The 19,119-nt window shown below is 70.7% G+C and carries 19 protein-coding genes and 1 pseudogene; 15 read left to right on the plus strand and 5 right to left on the minus strand.

Annotated features, from left to right (window positions below):
• Positions 1-375 precede the first annotated feature (375 nt).
• A complete protein-coding gene (locus OG599_RS18175) occupies positions 376-1,269 on the plus strand; it encodes a glycoside hydrolase family 19 protein (protein ID WP_327177021.1) in 894 nt (297 codons plus the stop codon).
• A gap of 156 nt (positions 1,270-1,425) precedes the next feature.
• Positions 1,426-2,013, plus strand: coding sequence for a hypothetical protein (locus OG599_RS18180; RefSeq protein WP_327177022.1), 588 nt, complete (start codon positions 1,426-1,428; stop codon positions 2,011-2,013).
• Positions 2,014-2,128: 115 nt separating this feature from the next.
• On the opposite strand, the gene OG599_RS18185 is transcribed toward OG599_RS18180, so the two are convergent.
• Positions 2,129-2,374: a DUF6332 family protein gene (locus tag OG599_RS18185; RefSeq protein WP_327177023.1), complete on the minus strand. Its 246-nt coding sequence runs from the start codon at positions 2,372-2,374 to the stop codon at positions 2,129-2,131.
• Between the two features lie 252 nt (positions 2,375-2,626).
• On the opposite strand from OG599_RS18185, the gene OG599_RS18190 reads away from it, so the two are divergent.
• The 5 genes from OG599_RS18190 (at position 2,627) to OG599_RS18210 (ending at position 7,459) form a co-directional block, all read left to right on the plus strand.
• Positions 2,627-2,788 (plus strand): hydrophobic protein, encoded by a 162-nt coding sequence (locus tag OG599_RS18190; RefSeq protein ID WP_266707077.1) that lies wholly within the window; start codon positions 2,627-2,629, stop codon positions 2,786-2,788.
• A gap of 254 nt (positions 2,789-3,042) precedes the next feature.
• Positions 3,043-3,396, plus strand: a complete 354-nt coding sequence (locus OG599_RS18195) for a PRC-barrel domain-containing protein (protein ID WP_327177024.1) — start codon at positions 3,043-3,045, stop codon at positions 3,394-3,396.
• Positions 3,397-4,255: 859 nt separating this feature from the next.
• A complete protein-coding gene (locus tag OG599_RS18200) occupies positions 4,256-5,638 on the plus strand; it encodes an aspartate aminotransferase family protein (protein ID WP_327177025.1) in 1,383 nt (460 codons plus the stop codon).
• A gap of 280 nt (positions 5,639-5,918) precedes the next feature.
• Positions 5,919-6,608 (plus strand): GntR family transcriptional regulator, encoded by a 690-nt coding sequence (locus OG599_RS18205; RefSeq protein WP_327177026.1) that lies wholly within the window; start codon positions 5,919-5,921, stop codon positions 6,606-6,608.
• A gap of 200 nt (positions 6,609-6,808) precedes the next feature.
• Positions 6,809-7,459: a hypothetical protein gene (locus OG599_RS18210; RefSeq protein WP_327177027.1), complete on the plus strand. Its 651-nt coding sequence runs from the start codon at positions 6,809-6,811 to the stop codon at positions 7,457-7,459.
• A 171-nt stretch (positions 7,460-7,630) separates the two neighbouring features.
• On the opposite strand, the gene OG599_RS18215 is transcribed toward OG599_RS18210, so the two are convergent.
• Entirely contained in the window at positions 7,631-8,431 is an 801-nt protein-coding gene (locus tag OG599_RS18215; protein ID WP_327177028.1) for an SLATT domain-containing protein, read from the minus strand.
• Positions 8,432-8,799: 368 nt separating this feature from the next.
• Here OG599_RS18215 and OG599_RS18220 point away from each other — a divergent pair, with 368 nt between their 5' ends.
• The 3 genes from OG599_RS18220 to OG599_RS18230 all read left to right on the plus strand — a co-directional run bounded on the left by OG599_RS18220 (position 8,800) and on the right by OG599_RS18230 (position 10,593).
• A complete protein-coding gene (locus OG599_RS18220) occupies positions 8,800-9,138 on the plus strand; it encodes a YbaB/EbfC family nucleoid-associated protein (protein WP_327177029.1) in 339 nt (112 codons plus the stop codon).
• Positions 9,139-9,265: 127 nt separating this feature from the next.
• Complete coding sequence (gene recR / locus OG599_RS18225) at positions 9,266-9,865, plus strand: recombination mediator RecR (protein ID WP_327177030.1); 600 nt, start codon at positions 9,266-9,268, stop codon at positions 9,863-9,865.
• 62 nt (positions 9,866-9,927) lie between these two features.
• A complete protein-coding gene (locus tag OG599_RS18230; protein ID WP_327177031.1) occupies positions 9,928-10,593 on the plus strand; it encodes a DUF5063 domain-containing protein in 666 nt (221 codons plus the stop codon).
• 15 nt (positions 10,594-10,608) lie between these two features.
• On the opposite strand, the pseudogene OG599_RS18235 reads toward OG599_RS18230, so the two are convergent.
• A pseudogene (locus tag OG599_RS18235) lies at positions 10,609-10,710 on the minus strand (3-ketoacyl-ACP reductase); the annotation flags it as partial.
• An 89-nt stretch (positions 10,711-10,799) separates the two neighbouring features.
• On the opposite strand from OG599_RS18235, the gene OG599_RS18240 reads away from it, so the two are divergent.
• The 5 genes from OG599_RS18240 to OG599_RS18260 all read left to right on the plus strand — a co-directional run bounded on the left by OG599_RS18240 (position 10,800) and on the right by OG599_RS18260 (position 16,161).
• Positions 10,800-10,964: a hypothetical protein gene (locus OG599_RS18240; protein WP_327177032.1), complete on the plus strand. Its 165-nt coding sequence runs from the start codon at positions 10,800-10,802 to the stop codon at positions 10,962-10,964.
• Positions 10,965-11,219: 255 nt separating this feature from the next.
• Positions 11,220-12,491: an aspartate kinase gene (locus OG599_RS18245; protein WP_327177033.1), complete on the plus strand. Its 1,272-nt coding sequence runs from the start codon at positions 11,220-11,222 to the stop codon at positions 12,489-12,491.
• Positions 12,488-13,567 (plus strand): aspartate-semialdehyde dehydrogenase, encoded by a 1,080-nt coding sequence (locus OG599_RS18250; RefSeq protein ID WP_327177034.1) that lies wholly within the window; start codon positions 12,488-12,490, stop codon positions 13,565-13,567. Before OG599_RS18245 ends, OG599_RS18250 begins: the two co-directional genes overlap by 4 nt.
• 555 nt (positions 13,568-14,122) lie before the next feature.
• The gene (locus OG599_RS18255; protein WP_327180082.1) at positions 14,123-14,707 is read left to right on the plus strand and encodes a SigE family RNA polymerase sigma factor; all 585 of its coding nucleotides are present in this window, start codon (positions 14,123-14,125) and stop codon (positions 14,705-14,707) included.
• A 419-nt stretch (positions 14,708-15,126) separates the two neighbouring features.
• Complete coding sequence (locus OG599_RS18260; RefSeq protein ID WP_327177035.1) at positions 15,127-16,161, plus strand: hypothetical protein; 1,035 nt, start codon at positions 15,127-15,129, stop codon at positions 16,159-16,161.
• 40 nt (positions 16,162-16,201) lie between these two features.
• On the opposite strand, the gene OG599_RS18265 is transcribed toward OG599_RS18260, so the two are convergent.
• Together OG599_RS18265 and OG599_RS18270 are read right to left on the minus strand one after the other, a co-directional pair.
• Positions 16,202-17,083, minus strand: a complete 882-nt coding sequence (locus tag OG599_RS18265) for an SURF1 family protein (RefSeq protein ID WP_327177036.1) — start codon at positions 17,081-17,083, stop codon at positions 16,202-16,204.
• Between the two features lie 91 nt (positions 17,084-17,174).
• On the minus strand, positions 17,175-19,052 hold the full coding sequence (locus OG599_RS18270) for a S9 family peptidase (RefSeq protein WP_327177037.1): 1,878 nt from the start codon (positions 19,050-19,052) through the stop codon (positions 17,175-17,177).
• Between the last annotated feature and the right edge of the window lie 67 nt (positions 19,053-19,119).

The following is a 19,119-nucleotide window of genomic DNA, read 5'->3' on the forward strand; positions in this document are numbered from 1 at the left end:
ACCGGGAGGCTGCCGGGCACGGGGGGATTCCGTCGCGCGCCCGGGTGCCGCGACCGATCGCCCCTTCGAACTGAGTTGCGGTGAGACGGCGTCGGGGTGGGGTGAGGTCGCCCGGATTCTTTCTCGGGGCACACCTCCGACTGTTGGTGAAAACTGCTCAACACCTGCATGTTTAGGCCCTGTTGAAAGATGTCGCGGGGCTTTTGCCGGCGCGGACGGTTCGTGGAGGGACAGCCGGCGGGAGGCGGACGAAGCTTGGTCCAGACCTTGACAGGTCCAGACCACTCTCGCTTGAGTATCCGCACCCCCACAAGACGGCGCGCCCCCGGGCCGGTCAGAAGTCCGGACGCAGCGTCGCACCGAAGGAGTGATCACGTGTTCCGACGCGTCATGGGCCTTCTCGCCGCGGCAGCGGCCGTAGCGGCCACGGTCGTCGTCCTTCCCGCCGGTACGGCCTCCGCCGCGACCTGCGCCCCCGCCTGGAACTCCTCGTCCGTCTACTGGGGCGGCGACTCCGCCTCCCGCAGCGGGCACAACTGGACCGCCAAGTGGTGGACCCAGAACGAGGTTCCCGGCACCACCGACGTCTGGGCCGACGCCGGCACCTGTGGCAGCGGCGGCACCACCGACCCCGGCACGCCGAGCCCCTCCGGCTTCGTCGTCAGCGAGTCGCAGTTCAACCAGATGTTCCCGAGCCGGAACTCCTTCTACACGTACTCCGGGCTGACCGCCGCTCTGAGCGCGTACCCCGGCTTCGCCACCACCGGTAGCGACACCGTCAAGCGCCAGGAAGCGGCCGCCTTCCTCGCCAACGTCAGCCACGAGACCGGCGGACTGGTGTACGTGGTCGAGCAGAACACGGCCAACTACTCGCACTACTGCGACACCTCGCAGTCCTACGGCTGCCCGGCGGGCCAGTCCGCGTACTACGGCCGCGGCCCGATCCAGCTGAGCTGGAACTTCAACTACAAGGCCGCCGGTGACGCCCTCGGCATCAACCTGCTGGCCAACCCCAACCTCGTCCAGACGGACGCGGCCGTGGCCTGGAAGACCGCTCTCTGGTACTGGAACACCCAGAGTGGCCCCGGCACGATGACCCCGCACAACGCCATGGTCAACGGTGCCGGGTTCGGTGAGACGATCCGCTCGATCAACGGCTCCATCGAGTGCAACGGCGGCAACCCCGCCCAGGTCCAGAGCCGCGTCAACTCGTACCAGTCGTTCACCTCGATCCTGGGCGTCGCCCCCGGCTCGAACCTGAGCTGCTGATCCTCTTCCCGCCCCGAGACCGCTCCACGAGCTGCCTCCGCGCCACCGTCTCCACCTCCTCCTCCGCTTGACCTGGCGGGGGGTGCGACCGGCCTCCCGCCGTGCCGCACCCCCCGCTTCGGCGTTCCGGAGGGGGCGTTGGCAAGATCCGTGTGCATGACATCCGAGACATCCGACAGCGGCAGCCTGCCCACCCCCACCACGACCGCCGAGCGGATCGCCCTCGTCGACCACGTGCTCGGCCTGCCCTTCCCGCAGGGCGACGAGGCGGAGGACAGCGGGGTACGGAGCAGCGGCCCCGGCCACCATCTGCTCATCCTGCGGGCGAGCGAGGACTTCTGGGACGGGCGGGAGGAGGAGGCGGTGGAACCGGCCGAGGAGGAGATCGAGGCCGAGTTCAGCGCCGTGGCGACGACGCTCACCGACCGCTGGGGCGAGCCCGAGACGATCGACCTGTGGCCCTGGCTGGCCGGTGACGACGAGTCGGAGATGGCCTCCGCGGCCCCCGAACCGCTGGGACAGCTCTGCAATCTGGCCGGCAGTATGCAGGTCTGGCACATCCCCGACACCACCCGCTGGCTCGGCCTCACGGTGGGCCAGGCCGACCCGGAGTTCCCGATCTGGCTGCTTGCCGCGGTCGGTGAGAACGAGGTGCTGGTGACCGGGGCCCTGGAGTCCGGGGCTCTGGAGTCCGGGGTCCTCGGTGCGGAGGAGTCCGGGGGCGGCGACGGTTCCGGCCTCTGAGCCCGTGCACGGGCGCCTCGGCGGCGGAACGCGCGGGTCTCCGGCCCGTTGGCGGATGCGGATGCGGATGCGGATGCGGATGCGGATGCGGTGCCGGCGGGGCCTGGGATGGGACTCAGGGGCGGTATCGGCCGAACCGCCACAGCACGTGCACGACGCGGAGCACCGCGAGCAGTCCTCCGACCGAGGCTCCCGTGATGAGCAGAGCCTTGTCGGTGGTGTGGGAAAGGTCCCAGACGACTGCGGGCCCTGCGACCGCGCCGAACACGACGGCTGCGAGGAAGCACGCGCTGAGCAGCGCGTACCCGATCTCCACGGTGATTTCGTCCCGGTCTTCCTGCGTCCTTCGCCCCGTTCCCATGGCCAGAGCGTGGCAGCAGGCGCGGTCCAGGTCCAGTGGGTGGGGTTGAGCGTGGGGCCGGGGCCGGGGCCGGGGTGCAGGTGAGGGAGGGAGCGTGCCGAGGTGGCGGCTCCGTGGTGGGGGAGCGATTCGGCGGGGGGCGCATTCCGGGAGGGCGTGTGCGATTGCCCCGTAAACTCCCGAAGAAACAGAGAAGTTTGTGTGTGTGGAGCGAAGTTGTAGGGGCAACAGAAGCTCTGGAGGTTGATAATCATGGTTCCCCTGCTTCTCGTTCTTCTCCTGGCCGTCATTCTTTTCGGTGCTGGATTCGCGCTCAAGGCGCTGTGGATCGTCGCAGCGATCGTCCTTGTTCTCTGGCTGATCGGCTTCGTTGCTCGCCCGAAGGGTGGCAGCCACCGCTGGTACCGGTGGTAGTCAGCACGAAGCCGCCGTATGAGCAATGCGCTGTAGTAAGAGGGTCCGCTCCCGATGGGCGGGCCCTCTTTCGCGTTTCCGATTCCATTCGGAGTGGTGTGTGAGAGCTTTTGCGGTACAAGTCAAGGGAATGGGGGTGCATGGGTCGGGCGATGCCGGGCAAGCGAAGGTCAGGACGGAAAGCGCACTTACGGTGAAATTCCCGTCCGACTGAGCCTGACATCCCTTCCGGCAACGAGAGAGGAAGCCTGGAGATGAGCGAGAACATCTGGGGCTACCAGCCCACGGCCGGCCACACCGCCGGCACCGACCTGATCGGCTACAAGGTCGAAGCGACCGACGGCAGTATCGGCAAGGTCGACAAGCACTCCGACGAGGTCGGCTCCTCCTACCTGGTGGTCGACACCGGGGTCTGGATCTTTGGTAGGCACGTCCTGCTTCCGGCGGGCACGGTGCGCCAGGTCGATCCGGACGAGAAGAGGGTCTACGTGGACCTCGACAAGGAGCAGATCAAGAGTGCTCCGGAGTTCGACAAGGACTCGCACCTGGGGAACCCCGAGTTCTTCGAGACCACGGGTGAGCACTACGGGCGGCACCGTCGCATCTGACGCCTCCGCGCGTCAGAACGGGCTGCGGCTTCGCGAGACTTCGTCATCCATGGGATGGCGTCCCCGAGGGAAAGTCATCACGGAGTCGAGACCGCAGCACGACACTGTGGCGCTGGATTGCGCTGCTGGATTGCCGCGTGCGGTTGATGGAACCCGGCGGGTCGGGCCAGGCAGATTCTTCTGTCAGGCCCGGCCCGCTTTCCGTGCGCCCGGATTTCCTCAGGAACCTTGGCGTAGACGTATTCGGCGCCGACCTCGATGAGCGGAGCCGCCCCGCGACCGGTGCCTCCAGGTGCGGCCTGCTGCCGATCCCAGCCGTAGAAGCGTCGGCGAAAACCCCCGTTTCGGGGAGTGATTCAGGCAGGTGGATCGCGTGTTCGGAGTGATGGGGATCCACACGATGGACAAGCCGAGCAGGGCGCGGATGGTGGCCCGGCTGGTGGCCCAGGCAGCGGCTCGGTCGATTGCCGCCGAGATGTGCGCCGGTGTGCGTGGAATCTTCATCGGGGTGCCTTTCCTCCGTGCCGGCCGGCCCCCTGAGAAGAGGGGCCGACATCCTTGGTCCGTCACCCCTGTACAGAGCACCGCCGGGTCGGAAAGGTTGATGTCCCCAAGGCCCACATCGCACGAACGAGTGATGCACCCCGTGTGCTCCGCCTGTGCGGGGTGCGGGGATGGCCCCGAGCCCACCACCGCCCCGCTCCGCCGCCCCGCACCGCCGCCCCGCGAACTCCTACGCCACTCCGTACGGCGGCTCCCCATGCGACTCCGCACGACGGCTCCCCCGCCCACCCCGCACGTCAACTCCCCACCACACAGTCGTGGAACCCCGCGCCCCCCACCCCCTACGCTCGCCGACATGACCGCTGAAGCCCTTCGTGGCCCCCGAGACCCGTTCGTCGACCAGGCCGCCGGTGCGGCCGTGAAGGCTGCCGACCGGGCGCACGTCTTCCATTCCTGGTCCGCGCAGGGCCTTCTCGATCCGCTGGCCGTGGCGGGGGCGGAGGGCTCGTACTTCTGGGACTACGAAGGGAACCGGTACCTCGACTTCACGAGCGGTCTCGTCTTCACCAACATCGGCTATCAGCACGCGGTCGTCGTGGCCGCGATCCAGGAGCAGGCGGGCAAACTCGCCAGCTTCGCGCCCGCGTTCGCGATCGAGGCCCGGTCCGAGGCGGCGCGGCTGATCGCCTCCCACACCCCGGGTGACCTGGACAAGATCTTCTTCACCAACGGCGGGGCCGAGGCGGTGGAGAACGCCGTGCGTCTGGCGCGGGTGCACACCGGCCGTACGAAGGTGCTCTCGGCGTACCGCTCGTACCACGGAGCCACCTCGACCGCGATCAACCTCACGGGTGACCCGAGGCGTTGGGCGTCCGACACCGGGTCGGCGGGGGTGGTGCGGTTCTGGGCGCCGTTCCTGTACCGTTCGCCGTTCTACGCGACGACGGAGACGGAGGAGTGTGCCCGCGCTCTCCAGCACTTGGAGGACACCATCGCCTTCGAGGGGCCGGGCACGATCGCCGCGATCGTGCTGGAGACCATCCCCGGCACGGCGGGCATCATGACCCCGCCGCCCGGCTACCTCCCGGGCGTGCGCGAGATCTGCGACCGGCACGGCATCGTCTTCGTGCTGGACGAGGTGATGGCCGGCTTCGGGCGGACGGGTAAGTGGTTCGCGGCCGACCACGACGAGGTGGTGCCCGACCTGATGACCTTCGCGAAGGGAGTCAACTCCGGTTACGTGCCGCTCGGCGGCGTCGCGATCAACGCCGAGATCGCGGCCACCTTCGAGACCCGCCCCTACCCCGGCGGGCTCACTTACTCCGGGCACCCGTTGGCCTGCGCCGCCGCCGTCGCCACGATCCGGGTGATGGAGGAGGAGAAGGTGGTCGAGCGGGCCGCGCGCCTCGGTGAGACGGTGCTCGGACCGGGGCTGCGCGAGCTGGCCGAGCGCCACCCCTCGGTCGGCGAGGTGCGGGGCGTGGGCGCTTTCTGGGCGCTGGAGCTGGTACGGAACGGGGAGACGCGCGAGCCGCTCGTCCCGTACAACGCGACGGGGGAGGCGGCGGCGCCGATGGCCGCTTTCGGGGCGGCGGCGAAGAAGCGGGGGCTGTGGCCCTTCGTCAACATGAACCGCACCCACGTCGTGCCGCCCTGCACCGTCAGTGACGCCGAGGCGCTGGAGGGTCTCGCGGCGCTCGACGAAGCCCTCACGGTCGCGGACGACTACACGGTCTGAACGAGCACGAGCACGGTCCGACCGAGCACGGACACGGTCCGACCGAGCACGGGCACGGTCTGAACCGCGCCGCACGGTCCGAAGCGGCGATACCCGGAGCCGCCTACGCCACTGCGAGAGAAATGACCGCTGTTGGCCTCCCCTGCCGGAAAATCTCCCGTCAAAGGTGATGCTCCTTCACATCTGTCCGTGCACCCCCCTCTCCGCCCGCCCTGCCCGGATCCGGGCAGGGCGGCCCTGCCTTAAGGTGTCCCGAACAGAAATATGGGGAGGGAACGGGATGAGCCCGCACGGAGGTGTGACCCGCAACACGCTGCGCCGGCAGATCTCCGGTGCGCTGCGTGACGAAGTGCTCGCGGGGCGCCTGCCGTCGGGCAAGGAGTTCACGGTCAAGCAGATCGCCGAGCAGTACGGGGTCTCCGCGACGCCCGTCCGCGAGGCTCTCTTCGACCTCGCCTCGCAGGGCCTCCTCGTCTCCGACGAGCACCGCGGGTTCCAGGTCCGCGCGTTCTCCGCCGAGGACTACCGCTCCATCGTGCAAGCGCGTTCCGTCATCGTCGAGGGCGTCTTCAGCGGCTGCCACCCGATCACGGTCCGGGGCGAGGCGATGGTGTCCGTACGGCGCCGTGCCTCCGAGGCCGCCCGCGCCGCGAAGGGCGGCGACCTTGACGTGCTGATCGGGTACGACCTGCGGTTCTGGCGCGAGCTGAGCGCGTTCCTCGGCAACCCGAACATCAGCGACTTCCTCGCGACCCTCCGCGTGCAGGGCTGGGTCTTCCTCGTGCACCGGCTCCGCACGAGCGCCGAGCGGAACCGGTTGCTCTGGCTCGACCACGAGGCGCTCGCCGACGCGGTCACGTCCGGGGACCGGGCGGTGGTGCTGGCGATGCTGCGCGCGTACTACGCCCGGGAGCAGGAATGGGCGGAACGGCTCCTGTCCGTGGAGCGGATCGCGACGGACGGACGCTGAGGCGTCCCCCGCGCCCCGGTGGGCCTCGTGACCCGTGAGGCGCTGTGCTGCCTGGTGGACCTCGTGCGGCCCGTGAGGTGGTGTGCCCCCGTCGTGTCCGGATTCGTCCTGGTCCCGTGACCGTAGAGACCCTGTGCGTGGCCCACCCTCCGCACTACGCTGTCCCGACGAGCGCCCAACCCGTGTGAGAGCGAGACTTCGTGGCCTGTGACCTGTGGCTCGTCCCCCTCGTCGATGTGCTGTGCCACAGCCCCGACAACCCGTTCGCCGAAGAGATCGCCGTCTACGACAACGCGCTGGGGGAGGCCGGTCTGCCGCCCGTCCCCGTGTACGCGTACATGCCGGGCCTCACCGGGGACGTGGCCCCGGTCGCGGGGTTCGACTACGAGGCGCTGCACTATCTGCGCCGGGCTTATCTGCTCCAGCTCAGCGGGCTGGCGGTCACGCCCGTCGACGGCCTCGGCGGGGACTATGAACAGCTCCTGGAGATGTTCGAGCAGAGCGCGCAGCAGTCGCACCTGGTCTGGCACTTCGACCACGCGGGGGCGTACGTCCCGGTGGACTTCCCCGTTCCCCTCTCCAACGACACGCTGCTGGAGGGCGGGGGCCCGCTCGGGTCCTCGCACGGCCTGCTGCGCGAACTGGAGTTCGTCGCCCCGGCCATCGGCATCGACCCGGCGAACCCGCCGGCCGCGCCCGCGCCGCCCAGCCGGCCCACCGAGCTGGAGGAGCCGGCCGACCCGATCGCGTACGACGCGAGCCCGTTCGCGCGGGAGCGGCACGTCTGGCTGGGCCTGCACGCGGCGGCGACCCGCAGCCTCGCGCAGGGTTCGATGATCATCTTCAGTTGACGGCGCGCTCCTCACGGCAGCGGTAGCCAAGTGGGAGCCCCTGACGGAAGCGGGAGCCCCCGGAAGCCACCCCCGGGAGCCCTTGACGGAGGCACGAACCCCCGGGTGCATCCCCCGGAACCGCCCAGGGGCGCCCGGGGCTCCTCCCCGGTGCCGCCCCGGGGACACACCTCACCGGGGCGGCTCCGGCGGCCGTTGCCGGGGCATGTTCGGCCGGGTCACCGCGGGCATCGAGAAGCGGCCCGGGTGTCCGGTCTGCTCGCCCCGGCCGATACCGGCGCCCATCACCAGGGACTGCATCCCCATCGGGGCGGGCCCGGCGCGGAACTCCACCATCCAGTCCGCCGTCTCGGACCGTACGAGCTCCGTGATGTCCTCGGAGAAGCGCCGCAGCACGCCGAGGCAGCGCTCGGCCGCCTCGCTCGCGGTGCCGTCGGTCGGGCCGAGCACCTCACGTACGGACTCCGAGGCCCAGTCGAACTGCAGCACCTGGAGCCGGCGCTGCACGGCCTGCGCGGTGGCCAGATCCCTTATCCAGCCGGAGGTCAGCCCGAAGTACCGGTCGCAGGCCATGCAGGCCGCCCCGAGCAGCAACGAGAAGTAGCCGTACCCCGCCGAGCCCTCCAGCGCGCCCGTCAGGTCGAGCAGCGGCAGCGTCGCGCCCGCGACGACCCCGACCGACGTGCCGACGCGCAGTCCGCGTGCGCCGCGCCGCTTCCAGGTGCGGTCCTTCAGGTACCAGGCCGCCGTCTCCAGCGCGCCCGTCTCCACCCACCGGTACAGCTCGTCCAGGCGTTCGGCCGGCTCGCCCCAGTCGCCGAGCGGGAACGGTCGCGCGGCGAGATCGCGCCCCGGTCCCGCCGGGCCGCCCGGTTCCGGGGCGGAATGCGTGACTCCGGTGCTGTCACCGGATGACCCCGCAGCGGATTCCTTGCGGGGCGGCCCCTCGGGCGGCATCTCCGGCTGGCTCACCGGGGCACTCCTCTGCACTCTGCGTGGAACTACGGAGGGTCTGTCTCGGGTATCTCCACGGACTCTCACCGACTCCGCCGTCTGGCTCGCCGCGCCAGCTCCGCCCACGGGCTGCGCTGGCTCTGCGTGACCGGCGGTGCGATCGTGTGTGGCGGTACGCATGCCCTTCCTACCGCCGAATGGTGGGCCGTGGGAGCGAAATCGCGGTATTACAGCGTGCTGTCGGCCTCTGGTCAGGTATAGGGCGTTTTCCGGGGGTCGAGAATCTCACTCGAAAGAGTTGCGTCCGATGGGTGGAGCGGGGCACCCGGCGAGCACGTAGGCTCGTTTTAGCCAAACATCCGCTCTCGAAAAGCCCAGGAGTGACCATGATTCCCGGTGGTGGTCAGCCCAATATGCAGCAGCTGCTGCAGCAGGCCCAGAAGATGCAGCAGGACCTCGCGGCGGCTCAGGAGGAGCTGGCGCGGACCGAGGTGGAGGGTCAGGCGGGCGGCGGTCTGGTCAAGGCCACCGTGAACGGCTCCGGCGAACTGCGCGCCCTCGTGATCGACCCCAAGGCGGTTGACCCCGAGGACACCGAGACCCTGGCCGATCTCGTCGTGGCGGCGGTCCAGGCGGCCAACGAGAACGCCTCCGCGCTCCAGCAGCAGAAGCTGGGCCCGCTGGCGCAGGGCCTGGGCGGCGGCATGCCCGGACTCCCGTTCTGAGCCGTCCGGCCCGCCGGGCCGGCCGGCGTGCGAGCCGGGTCGGCCCCCGGTGAGTCGGCCGACTCCCCTATGGGTACCCGCGCGTACCCACTACGGTACGAGCAGGATTTGAAGGAAAGGCGTTCCGTTGTACGAAGGCGTTGTTCAGGACCTCATCGACGAACTGGGCAGGCTCCCGGGCGTCGGTCCCAAGAGCGCGCAGCGGATCGCCTTCCACGTGCTGCAGGCGGAGCCGACCGACGTGCGGCGCCTCGCCCATGCCCTCCTGGAGGTCAAGGACAAGGTCCGCTTCTGTTCGGTCTGCGGCAACGTCGCGCAGCAGGAGCAGTGCAACATCTGCCGCGACACCCGCCGTGACCTGACGGTCATCTGCGTGGTCGAGGAGCCGAAGGACGTCGTCGCGATCGAGCGGACCCGTGAGTTCCGGGGCCGCTACCACGTGCTCGGCGGCGCGATCAGCCCCATCGAGGGCGTCGGCCCCGACGATCTGCGCATCCGCGAGCTGCTGACCCGGCTCGCCGACGGCTCCGTCACGGAGCTGATCCTGGCGACCGACCCGAACCTGGAGGGCGAGGCCACCGCGACGTACCTGGCGCGGATGATCAAGCCCATGGGGCTCCGTGTCACCCGCCTCGCCAGTGGGCTGCCCGTGGGCGGCGACCTGGAGTACGCGGACGAAGTGACCCTGGGCCGCGCCTTCGAGGGGAGGCGGCTTCTCGATGTCTGACGCGGGTACGTTGCAGAGGTTCCAGTCACCGTTCGTGCAGGTGCCCACCGGAGGTTCCCCCGATGTCTGACGCCACGCTGAACTCCGTCACGCAGGACCCGGACGACTTCGCCGTCCAGATCGCGGACCAGATCAAGACGTTCATCGTCGCGGTCACCGAGGTGTCCAAGGTCGAAGAGCCGGAGGAGGCCGTTCCGGTCCTGCTCCTCCAGGTCTCCCAGCTGCTGCTCGCGGGCGGCCGGCTCGGCGCGTACGAGGACATCCTCCCGGACGAGCCGTACGAGCCCGACCTCGGCGCCGAGCCGGACGCGGACGGCCTGCGGGAGAGGTTCGCGGCCCTGCTGGAGCCCATCGACGTCTACTCCGAGGTCTTCGACCCGTACGAGCCCCGCAAGGCGCCCGTGCCGCACCGGATCTCCGACGACCTGGCCGACCTCGTCACCGACCTCGGCCACGGTCTCGCCCACTACGAGGCGGACCGCACGGCCGAGGCGCTGTGGTGGTGGCAGTTCTCGTACTTCTCCAACTGGGGCTCGACGGCCTCCGCGACCCTGCGGGCCCTCCAGTCGCTGATCGCGCACATCCGTCTCAACCAGCCGCTGGCGGAGCTGGACGGCCTCGACACCGACCAGGACCCGGGCGACGACGACCTCGCCGAGGCCGCGGGCCTGGTGATGGTCCAGGAGATCGCGGGGCCGCTGGGCCTGCGCCCGGTGAAGCAGCCGTAACGGACCGGGGGCGGGTCAGACCGCCGACCAGCCGTTGTCCACGGCGAGGACCACGCCGTTGATGTTGCTCAACGCGTCCGAGGCGAGGAAGACGATCGCCGCGGCCTGCTCCTCGGCGGAGCCACGGTCTGCTCGCTCGGATCGCCCACCACCGCGATCGCGGTGGGGAATCGCCGGACGCCCTCGCGCCCCGGGTCGCCGCCGCCATGATCAACGTCGCGTTGCGGGTCGCCGCCGAGGAGTACGCCCGGAAGCGGGAGCGGACCGACCGCACCCTGGACGAGGTCGCGCGCGACGCGCTGCGGATCGCGGCCGAGGCCCTGCGGCAGGGGCCGGGCTCCGGTGAGGGGCCCGGGGCGGCCGGTCGGTGAGGACTTTCCGGCGAGCGCTCGGACAGGTGCGCGCAGGAGGTTCCTGGCTTGCGGAGGCGACGCGAACCGTGTGGGCTGGACCACAGACACGCGTGGTGGCCCGTGGGGCGGGCATAGGCCCCGTACGAGCGGCCCGGGGCGACACGCCGGACCAGGTGGTGGGCGGGACATCTCACCATCTGGTAACGACGGGGAGATTCCGGGCCGCTCGTTAAACTGAGCCGACCGCAGTAACGGAATGAGCGAGGAGCGCACGTGGGCCTGGTCGTGCAGAAGTACGGAGGCTCATCCGTAGCCGATGCCGAGGGCATCAAGCGCGTCGCCAAGCGAGTCGTCGATGCCAAGAAGAGCGGCAACCAGGTGGTTGTCGTGGTGTCCGCGATGGGCGACACGACGGACGAGCTGATCGATCTCGCCGAGCAGGTATCGCCGATGCCTGCCGGGCGTGAGTTCGACATGCTCCTGACCGCCGGAGAGCGGATCTCCATGGCTCTGCTGGCCATGGCGATCAAAAACCTGGGCCACGAGGCCCAGTCGTTCACGGGCAGCCAGGCCGGTGTCATCACCGACTCCGTCCACAACAAGGCGCGCATCATCGATGTCACGCCCGGCCGCATCCGGACCTCGATCGACGAGGGCAACATCGCCATCGTCGCCGGGTTCCAGGGCGTGAGCCAGGAGGGCAAGAACATCACCACCCTCGGCCGCGGTGGGTCCGACACCACCGCCGTTGCCCTCGCCGCGGCGCTGGAAGCCGAGGTCTGCGAGATCTACACCGACGTGGACGGCGTCTTCACCGCCGACCCCCGGGTCGTCAAGAAGGCCCAGAAGATCGAGTGGATCTCCTTCGAGGACATGCTGGAGCTGGCCGCGTCCGGCTCCAAGGTGCTGCTGCACCGCTGCGTCGAGTACGCACGCCGATACAACATCCCGATCCACGTCCGCTCGTCCTTCTCCGGACTGCGCGGCACCTGGGTCAGCAACGAGCCGCAAGGGGACCAGCAGGTGGAGCACGCGATCATCTCCGGAGTCGCCCATGACGTCTCCGAGGCCAAGATCACCGTCGTCGGCGTGCCCGACAAGCCGGGCGAGGCCGCCGCGATCTTCCGCACCATCGCCAACGCGGAAGTCAACATCGACATGGTGGTGCAGAACGTCTCCGCCGCCGCGACGGGGCTGACGGACATCTCCTTCACCCTGCCCAAGGCCGAGGGTCGCAAGGCCATCGACGCCCTGGAGCGGGCCAAGGGCACCATCGGCTTCGACTCGCTCCGCTACGACGACCAGATCGCCAAGATCTCGCTGGTCGGCGCGGGCATGAAGACCAACCCGGGCGTCACCGCCGGATTCTTCGAGGCGCTCTCCGACGCCGGTGTGAACATCGAGCTGATCTCGACCTCCGAGATCCGCATCTCGGTCGTCACCCGCGCCGACGACGTCAACGAGGCCGTCTGCGCCGTGCACACCGCCTTCGGTCTCGACAGCGACTCCGACGAGGCCGTCGTCTACGGAGGCACCGGCCGATGACCGCACGCCGCCCCTCGCTCGCGGTCGTCGGTGCGACCGGGGCGAGCGGCGGCGTCATGCTCCAGATCCTTTCGCAGCACGCGGACGTCTGGGGCGAGGTGAGACTCATCGCCTCCCCGCGTTCGGCCGGCCGCAAGCTGGCCGTACGCGGCGAGGAGAAGGAAGTCCTCCCGATCGGTGAGGACGTCTTCGACGGCGTCGACATCGCCGTCTTCCTGGTGCCCGACCGGGTATCCGCACTCTGGGCGCCCGTCGCCGCCTCCCGGGGCGCCGTGGTCGTCGACGGCTCCGCCGCCTTCCGGCTCGACCGGGACGTGCCGCTGGTCGTCCCCGAGGTCAACCCGCACGCCGCCCGCACCCGACCGCGCTCCATCGTCGCCTCGCCGGACTGCACCACGCTTTCGCTGATCGTCCCGGTCGGCGCGCTGCACGCCGAATTCGGCCTCCGCGAACTGACCGTTTCCACCTACCAGGCCGTGAGCGGCCGGGGCCGCGACGGCGTCGCCGCCCTGCGTGAGGAGCTCGGCCTGGTCGCCGGCAGCCTTGCCGCCGGTACGGAGCTGGGTACCCGCCCCGGAGACGTACGCCGGGTCCTCGGGGACCGGCCCGCCGGCCCGTTCCCCGCCCCCGTCGCGCTGAACGTCGTGCCCTGGGCGGGCAGCGACGCGGGCGACGGCTGGTCCTCGGAGGAACTCAGCATCCGCGAGGAATGCCGCAAGATCCTCGGCCTGCCCGACCTGCGCACCGCCATCACCTGCGTGTACGTCCCCGTCGTCATCACGCACTCGATGTCCGTGCACGCGCGCTTCGAGAGCGAGGTCACCGTCGACCGGGCCCACGAGATCCTGGCCACCGCCCCCGGCGTCGTACTCGTCGACAGCCCCGCCGAGGGCGACTTCCCGACCCCGGCGGACGTGGTGGGCACCGACCCCACCTGGGTCGGCCGGGTCCGCCGCTCCCTGGACGACCCGCAGGCCCTGGAGATGTTTCTCTGCGGGGACAACCTGCGAAAAGGCGGGGCGCTGAATGTGGCCCAGATCGCCGAATCCCTCGCGGCCTCCGTGGGCGGGGCCTGAATCCCGGCACGGTTTCGCCGCGGGCCGCGTTCGGGGCCGCCGTCCGGGCTGTCATCGAGGGGCCGTCTTCCGGCTCTGTTTTCGGCTCTCTCCCGTGCCCTCGCCGTGCCCTCGCCCGGCTCTCTCGCTGCTCTCTTCAGGCTCTCTCCCGGCTCTCTTCAGAGCCGGGGAATTTCGTACGCAATCGAAATGTCTCATCGAAACAGTTTTGTGGGATCTGTGAAGGTCACATGTTCAATTCGGCTTCCTTAACCCCTTGAGCTGGGGCGTTGTCATATCCGACGATGACTCTGTGGTCCTGTGCAACCGTGGGTCGGCTGTTCGGCGTCTTCGCCGTCACTTCTTGCGCGACGGGCGCACCAATAGGGCAATTGGGGAAGAGCGGGTACGTATGAGGGCGAGTCGCAGAGAGCTGAACGCGCTGCCGTACGCGTACAACCCTGACGGGGGGCAGTGTGTCCAACTTGCGTGGCAGAGGTTCTCGAAATCCCGGTGGTCGTCCCCCTGCGGGGGGTCTCCGTGCTCCCGCTCCGCAGGCCCCGCGCGGTCGGCGGCATGCCGGTGATCGCCCCGCTGAGCGCTGCGAGCACGACGAGCCCCGTACGGCTCCCCTCGCAGCGCGAGGGTGCTGAAGAGGCGGTGGCGGCCGGAACGACGGTCGACCATCTGACCGAGACCTACCGCGCCCACTACCGTTCGCTGCTCGGCCTCGCCGCGCTCCTGCTGGACGACACCGCCTCCTGCGAGGACGTCGTGCAGGAGGCGTTCATCCGCGTGCACTCCGCCCGCAGCCGGGTGCGCGAACCCGAGAAGACCCTCGCCTACCTCCGGCAGACGGTCGTCAACCTCTCCCGCTCCGCGCTCCGCCGCCGCATCCTCGGGCTGAAGCTCCTCTCCAAGCCCATGCCGGACATGGCCAGCGCGGAGGAGGGGGCGTACGACCAGCTGGAGCGGGACGCGCTGATCAAGGCGATGAAAGGCCTCCAGCGGCGCCAGCGGGAAGTCCTCGTGCTGCGCTACTTCGCGGACATGACCGAAGCGCAGGTCGCCGACACCCTCGGTATCTCGCTGGGTTCGGTGAAGGCGTACGGTTCGCGCGGGATCGCCGCTCTGCGCCTGGTGATGGAGGCGCAGGCATGAGCGGGCGCCCCTTCAGCAGCGAGCCGGACCGGACGGGAAGCGGGACTGTGGACGACGGGCCGAGCAGCACGAGCCATGGGTCGAGGGCGAGCCATGGGCCGGCGTCGGGTCACTGCCCCGAAAGCCCGGCAGAAGCAGCCGAGCCGACCGGCCGCACCCTCGGAGCCGATGAGGAGCACGGTCCTCCCGGGCACACACCGGCCGGTCGGTACGACGAAACGCCCGGCGGCCCGGGCGGCGAAACCTCCGACGGGCACGAGAGGGCGCCCCGCGCGCTCGACGACCTGTCCCGCCCCGGCGAGGAGGCAGCCGGCTCCCGCGACGAGGCGTCCGGGACGGGCGCGCCGACCCCACCGGCCCCGCTCTTCCTGGCGCGCTCCACGACCGCGGGCTCGGGCGGAAGCGCCGGTGGCCGGGGCTTGATCGCCGGTGCCCCGAGCCCCGGCGACGACGGCGACACCGCCGACGAACAGGCGCTGCGGAACCTGCTGCGGGGAGCCGTCCGCGACCTCGAACCCGCCGAGAGCGCGCTGGCCCGACTGCACCGGGCCATACCCGCCCGGCGGGCGCGACGCCGCCAGGCGGTCGTCGGCGCGGCTGCCGCGGCCCTGCTGATCGGTACCGCCGTGCCCGCCTTCGTGCACGTGGCGAACTCCGAGAGCGCGGCCACCGCGGCCCCCGCCCCCGCCGGACACGGCAAGAACTCCCAGAACCAGCAGGGCGACGCCTCCGGGGCGGCGGTGGGGGAGAAGCCGAGCGACGGACGGTCCGCGCAGGGGACGAGCGGCCCGCAGGAGGGAACGCCCGACCCCAGCGGTACCCCGTCCGCGACCGAGGGCCCGGCCGACTCCGACAGCTCCAGCTCCGGTGCGGTCGGCCGGGAGGAACTCGCCTCGATCGCCGCCCTGCCGGCCTGCGCACCCGGCCAGCTCGGCGTCGTCTCGGCGTCCGCCGGAGCGGCCGACTCGAACGGCACGGTCTACGGGAGCTTCCGCATCGCCAACACGTCCGCCGCGAACTGCTCGGTCAGCAGCGCCGGCACGGTGGGCTTCACCGCGTCCGGCGCTGCCGACGCGACGAAGATCGACGTCGTGCAGCATGTGGTGGGCGACCCCGCCGCCGGACTGCCGGACCCCGCCGTCGAGCCCGCCGCCGTGCTGCTGAAGCCCGAGATGTCGTACGAGGTGCAGTTCGCCTTCGTACCGACCGACACCTGTCCCACCGCCACCGTCCCCCCGACCACGCCGACCGAGGCCGCGTCGCCGGGCACCGGAGCGGGCGAGGACCAGGCGGCGAGCGTGGAGACGCAGTTCCTGACGGAGGACACCGCCCCGGCCGAGGGGTCCATCGCCGTGACGAACACCCCGGAAGCGGGTGCGCCGACCGCCGAGACCACGATCAGCCACGCCTGCGCGGGAACGATCTACCGGACGGGCATCGTCGCGGAGTCGTAGCGTCCCGGCCGGAGTCGGCCGGGACGCGGCGGACGCGGGGTCACCCGCTGCGCGGCGGCGTCCCGGACGGGGTGCCGACGGGTTCACCCGGTTCAGGAGCGACCGGCGTTGACCGGGCGGGGGCGGCCGGGTCGGGGATCAGGCCCAGGGCGATGTCCCGGGCCGCTTCGGCCTCGCGCCGCAGCAGGCGGAACCACATGAAGAGCACGAACGCGGCGAAGACGAACCACTCCCCGGTGTAGCCCAGGTTCTGGAAGGCCTTCAGGTCGAGACCGCTGCCCTCGACCGCTGCCGCCGGAACCGCCTTCATGCCGTTGCCGGAGTCGTCGGCGCCGCCGATGCCGCTCGCGGGGAGCGTGACCCAGGCGTCGTACACGTCGTACGGCACGAGGTTCACCAGCGTTGCCGCGCTGATGATGCCGAGCTCCCCGTCGGGGAGGCCACCGGCGTTGTTCACGCCGGTGCTGGTGGCGCTCTCCGACGCCTGGAGGTCGCCGGTCACCGTGATCTCACCGGTGGGCGCCGGGGGGACCGTGTTGTTCTCCCGCGCGCGCTCGGGTTCGCCGGGCATCCAGCCGCGCACGACCGGCAGCGCCTTGCCGCCGTCGGTACGCAGCAGGTCCAGGACGTAGAAGCCTTCGCGGTCGTCCAGCTCGCGCCCCGGGACCAGGAACTGGTCCGCGAACGTACCCGTCGCCGTGGCGGGACGCCCCGACGTGACCGTGTCCACGGGCAGCAGGGAGTCCAGCGGCTTCGCTTGGCGGGTGCCCGGGTCCGGCTGCTTCTCGGCCTGTTCGTGCGACTGCACGCGGTCCTCGAAGCGGCCGAGCTGCCAGGTGCCCATGAACACGCAGAACGGAATGGCCAGCACGACGAAGAGGTTGATCCCCCACCATCGCGGGGTCAGCAGGAACCGGTACACCCCATTACCGTACGGTCCCCGCCCGGCCGACCGGGAGCTGGGGCGCCCATTTATCCGTCCCTTACGAGGGCGCCCCGGTCCCGGCGCGGGTCTACTGCTGTTTCTCGGAGACCGTCGTCGCGGTGGTCGCCGCGGTCGTTCCGGGTGCGCGCTCCGGCAGATGCCGCAGTGCGAAGTCCAGCTCCAGACCCACCTGCTTGATCCGCTCCTCCACCACCAGTGAGCCGTGACCCGCGTCGTAGCGGTAGACCTCGTGCACCGCGTCGCGGGCCTTCAGCCGGTCCACGTAGTTCTCCACCTGACGGATGGGGCAGCGCGGATCGTTGACGCCCGCCGAGATGTAGACCGGGGCACGCACCGCGTCGACGTACGTCAGCGGCGACGACGCCTCGAACCGCTCGGGTACCTCCTCCGGAGTGCCGCCCAGCAGGGTCCGGTCCATCGCCTTCAGGGCCTCCATCTCGTCGTGGTACGCCGTGACGTAGTCCGCGACCGGGACGGCCGCCAGCCCCAGCGCCCAGGCGTCGGGCTGGGTACCGAGACCGAGCAGGGTCAGATAACCGCCCCAGGACCCACCGGCCAGGATCAGCCGGTCCGGGTCGGCGAGACCCGACTCGACCGCCCACTCCCGGACCGCCGCGATGTCCTCCAGCTCGATCAGCCCGACCCGGTGCTTCAGCGCGTCGGTCCAGGCCCGGCCGTACCCCGTCGAGCCCCGGTAGTTCACCCGCACGACGGCGAAGCCGTGGTCCACCCAGGCCGCCGGGCCGGACGCGAACGCGTCGCTGTCGTGCCACGTCGGCCCGCCGTGGATCTCGAAGACCGTCGGGAACGGGCCCTCGCCCGCCGCCGGCGTCTGCACCAGCGCGTGCACCCGCCCGCCCGGCCCCTCCACCCACGCGTCCCGCACCGGCACCGAGCCGGGGGCCTTCAGCCCCGGCGGGTCCAGCACCACCGCGCCCGTGGTCGAGCGGACGACCGGCGGCTGGGCCGCCGAGGACCAGAGGTACTCCACCGTCCCGTCCGGCCGGGCCGTGGCACCCGACACCGAACCCGCGGGCGTCTCCACCCGCACCGGGGCCGACCCGCCCGGCTCGTGGCGCCACAGCTCACTGCGGGCCTCGAAGCCGTGCTCGACGAGGATCGCGGAGGCGTCCGGATACCACTCGGCACTCACGTCACCGGGGAGATCGATCGCCAGCTCCGTCTCCGTGCCCGCGACCGGGTCCCAGATCATCGGCTCCCAGCGGCCCCGGCGCTGGTGTCCGACGAGCAGCCGGGTGTCACCGGCGACGGGAGCGAACCCCATCACCGCCAGGCCCAGCTCCTTCGTGCCGCCCTCGGTGTCGTCGAGCTCGGCCACCGTCGAGCCGTCCGGCCGCACCACCCGCAGTGCCGAGTGCATCGCGTCGCCGTGCTCCGTGTGCTCCAGGGCGATCAGGCTGCCGTCGTACGACAGATCACCGACACCGGCCGACTCGCGGTGCCGGTAGATCTCCACGTCCCCCACGCCGCCCGGCCGCGCCAGATGGACCGTGGTCCCGTCCTCGTCGGTGGACCGCCCGACGACCGCGCTGCCGTCCCGCCCGATCGCGAGACCCGCCGGATACGACGGCTCAAGACCCGGCGCCGCCGGAACGTCCTCGCCGCCGCCGAACGGCTGCCGCATCCAGACGCCGAACTCGTCGCCGTACGACGGCGCGGCCGGATCGTCGGAGCTGCGGCCGTCGTCGAACCACCAGATCCACTCGCCGTCCGGCGAGAGCACCGCGTCCGTGGTGCCGTCCGGCCGGTCCGTGACCATGCGCTGCTCGCCGGTCTTCCGGTCCCACGCGTAGATCTCGTACGTACCGGTCGCATTGGACACGAACAGGCTGCGGTCCGGGGCGTCCTCCGCCCAGTCGGGCAGGGAGACGCGCGGTGCACGGAACCGCTTCTCCCAGTCGGGCATGGCTTCTGCGCTACTCATGCCCCCATCCAACCCGATGGTGAGGATCTGGTGCACAGCCCTTCGGGGAACCAGAAATCCGCGCGAA

It is taken from the genome of Streptomyces sp. NBC_01335, from assembly GCF_035953295.1.
Taxonomy (GTDB): Bacteria; Actinomycetota; Actinomycetes; order Streptomycetales; family Streptomycetaceae; genus Streptomyces.

Coding starts and splice junctions, on each gene's coding strand:
- OG599_RS18250 (WP_327177034.1), top strand. CDS start 12,488: ATGACCGCACGCCGCCCCTCGCTCGCGGTCGTCGGTGCGACCGGGGCG.
- OG599_RS18185 (WP_327177023.1), bottom strand. CDS start 2,374: ATGGGAACGGGGCGAAGGACGCAGGAAGACCGGGACGAAATCACCGTG.
- OG599_RS18195 (WP_327177024.1), top strand. CDS start 3,043: ATGAGCGAGAACATCTGGGGCTACCAGCCCACGGCCGGCCACACCGCC.
- OG599_RS18255 (WP_327180082.1), top strand. CDS start 14,123: ATGCCGGTGATCGCCCCGCTGAGCGCTGCGAGCACGACGAGCCCCGTA.
- OG599_RS18205 (WP_327177026.1), top strand. CDS start 5,919: ATGAGCCCGCACGGAGGTGTGACCCGCAACACGCTGCGCCGGCAGATC.
- OG599_RS18180 (WP_327177022.1), top strand. CDS start 1,426: ATGACATCCGAGACATCCGACAGCGGCAGCCTGCCCACCCCCACCACG.
- OG599_RS18190 (WP_266707077.1), top strand. CDS start 2,627: ATGGTTCCCCTGCTTCTCGTTCTTCTCCTGGCCGTCATTCTTTTCGGT.
- OG599_RS18200 (WP_327177025.1), top strand. CDS start 4,256: ATGACCGCTGAAGCCCTTCGTGGCCCCCGAGACCCGTTCGTCGACCAG.
- OG599_RS18220 (WP_327177029.1), top strand. CDS start 8,800: ATGATTCCCGGTGGTGGTCAGCCCAATATGCAGCAGCTGCTGCAGCAG.
- OG599_RS18270 (WP_327177037.1), bottom strand. CDS start 19,052: ATGAGTAGCGCAGAAGCCATGCCCGACTGGGAGAAGCGGTTCCGTGCA.
- OG599_RS18230 (WP_327177031.1), top strand. CDS start 9,928: ATGTCTGACGCCACGCTGAACTCCGTCACGCAGGACCCGGACGACTTC.
- OG599_RS18240 (WP_327177032.1), top strand. CDS start 10,800: ATGATCAACGTCGCGTTGCGGGTCGCCGCCGAGGAGTACGCCCGGAAG.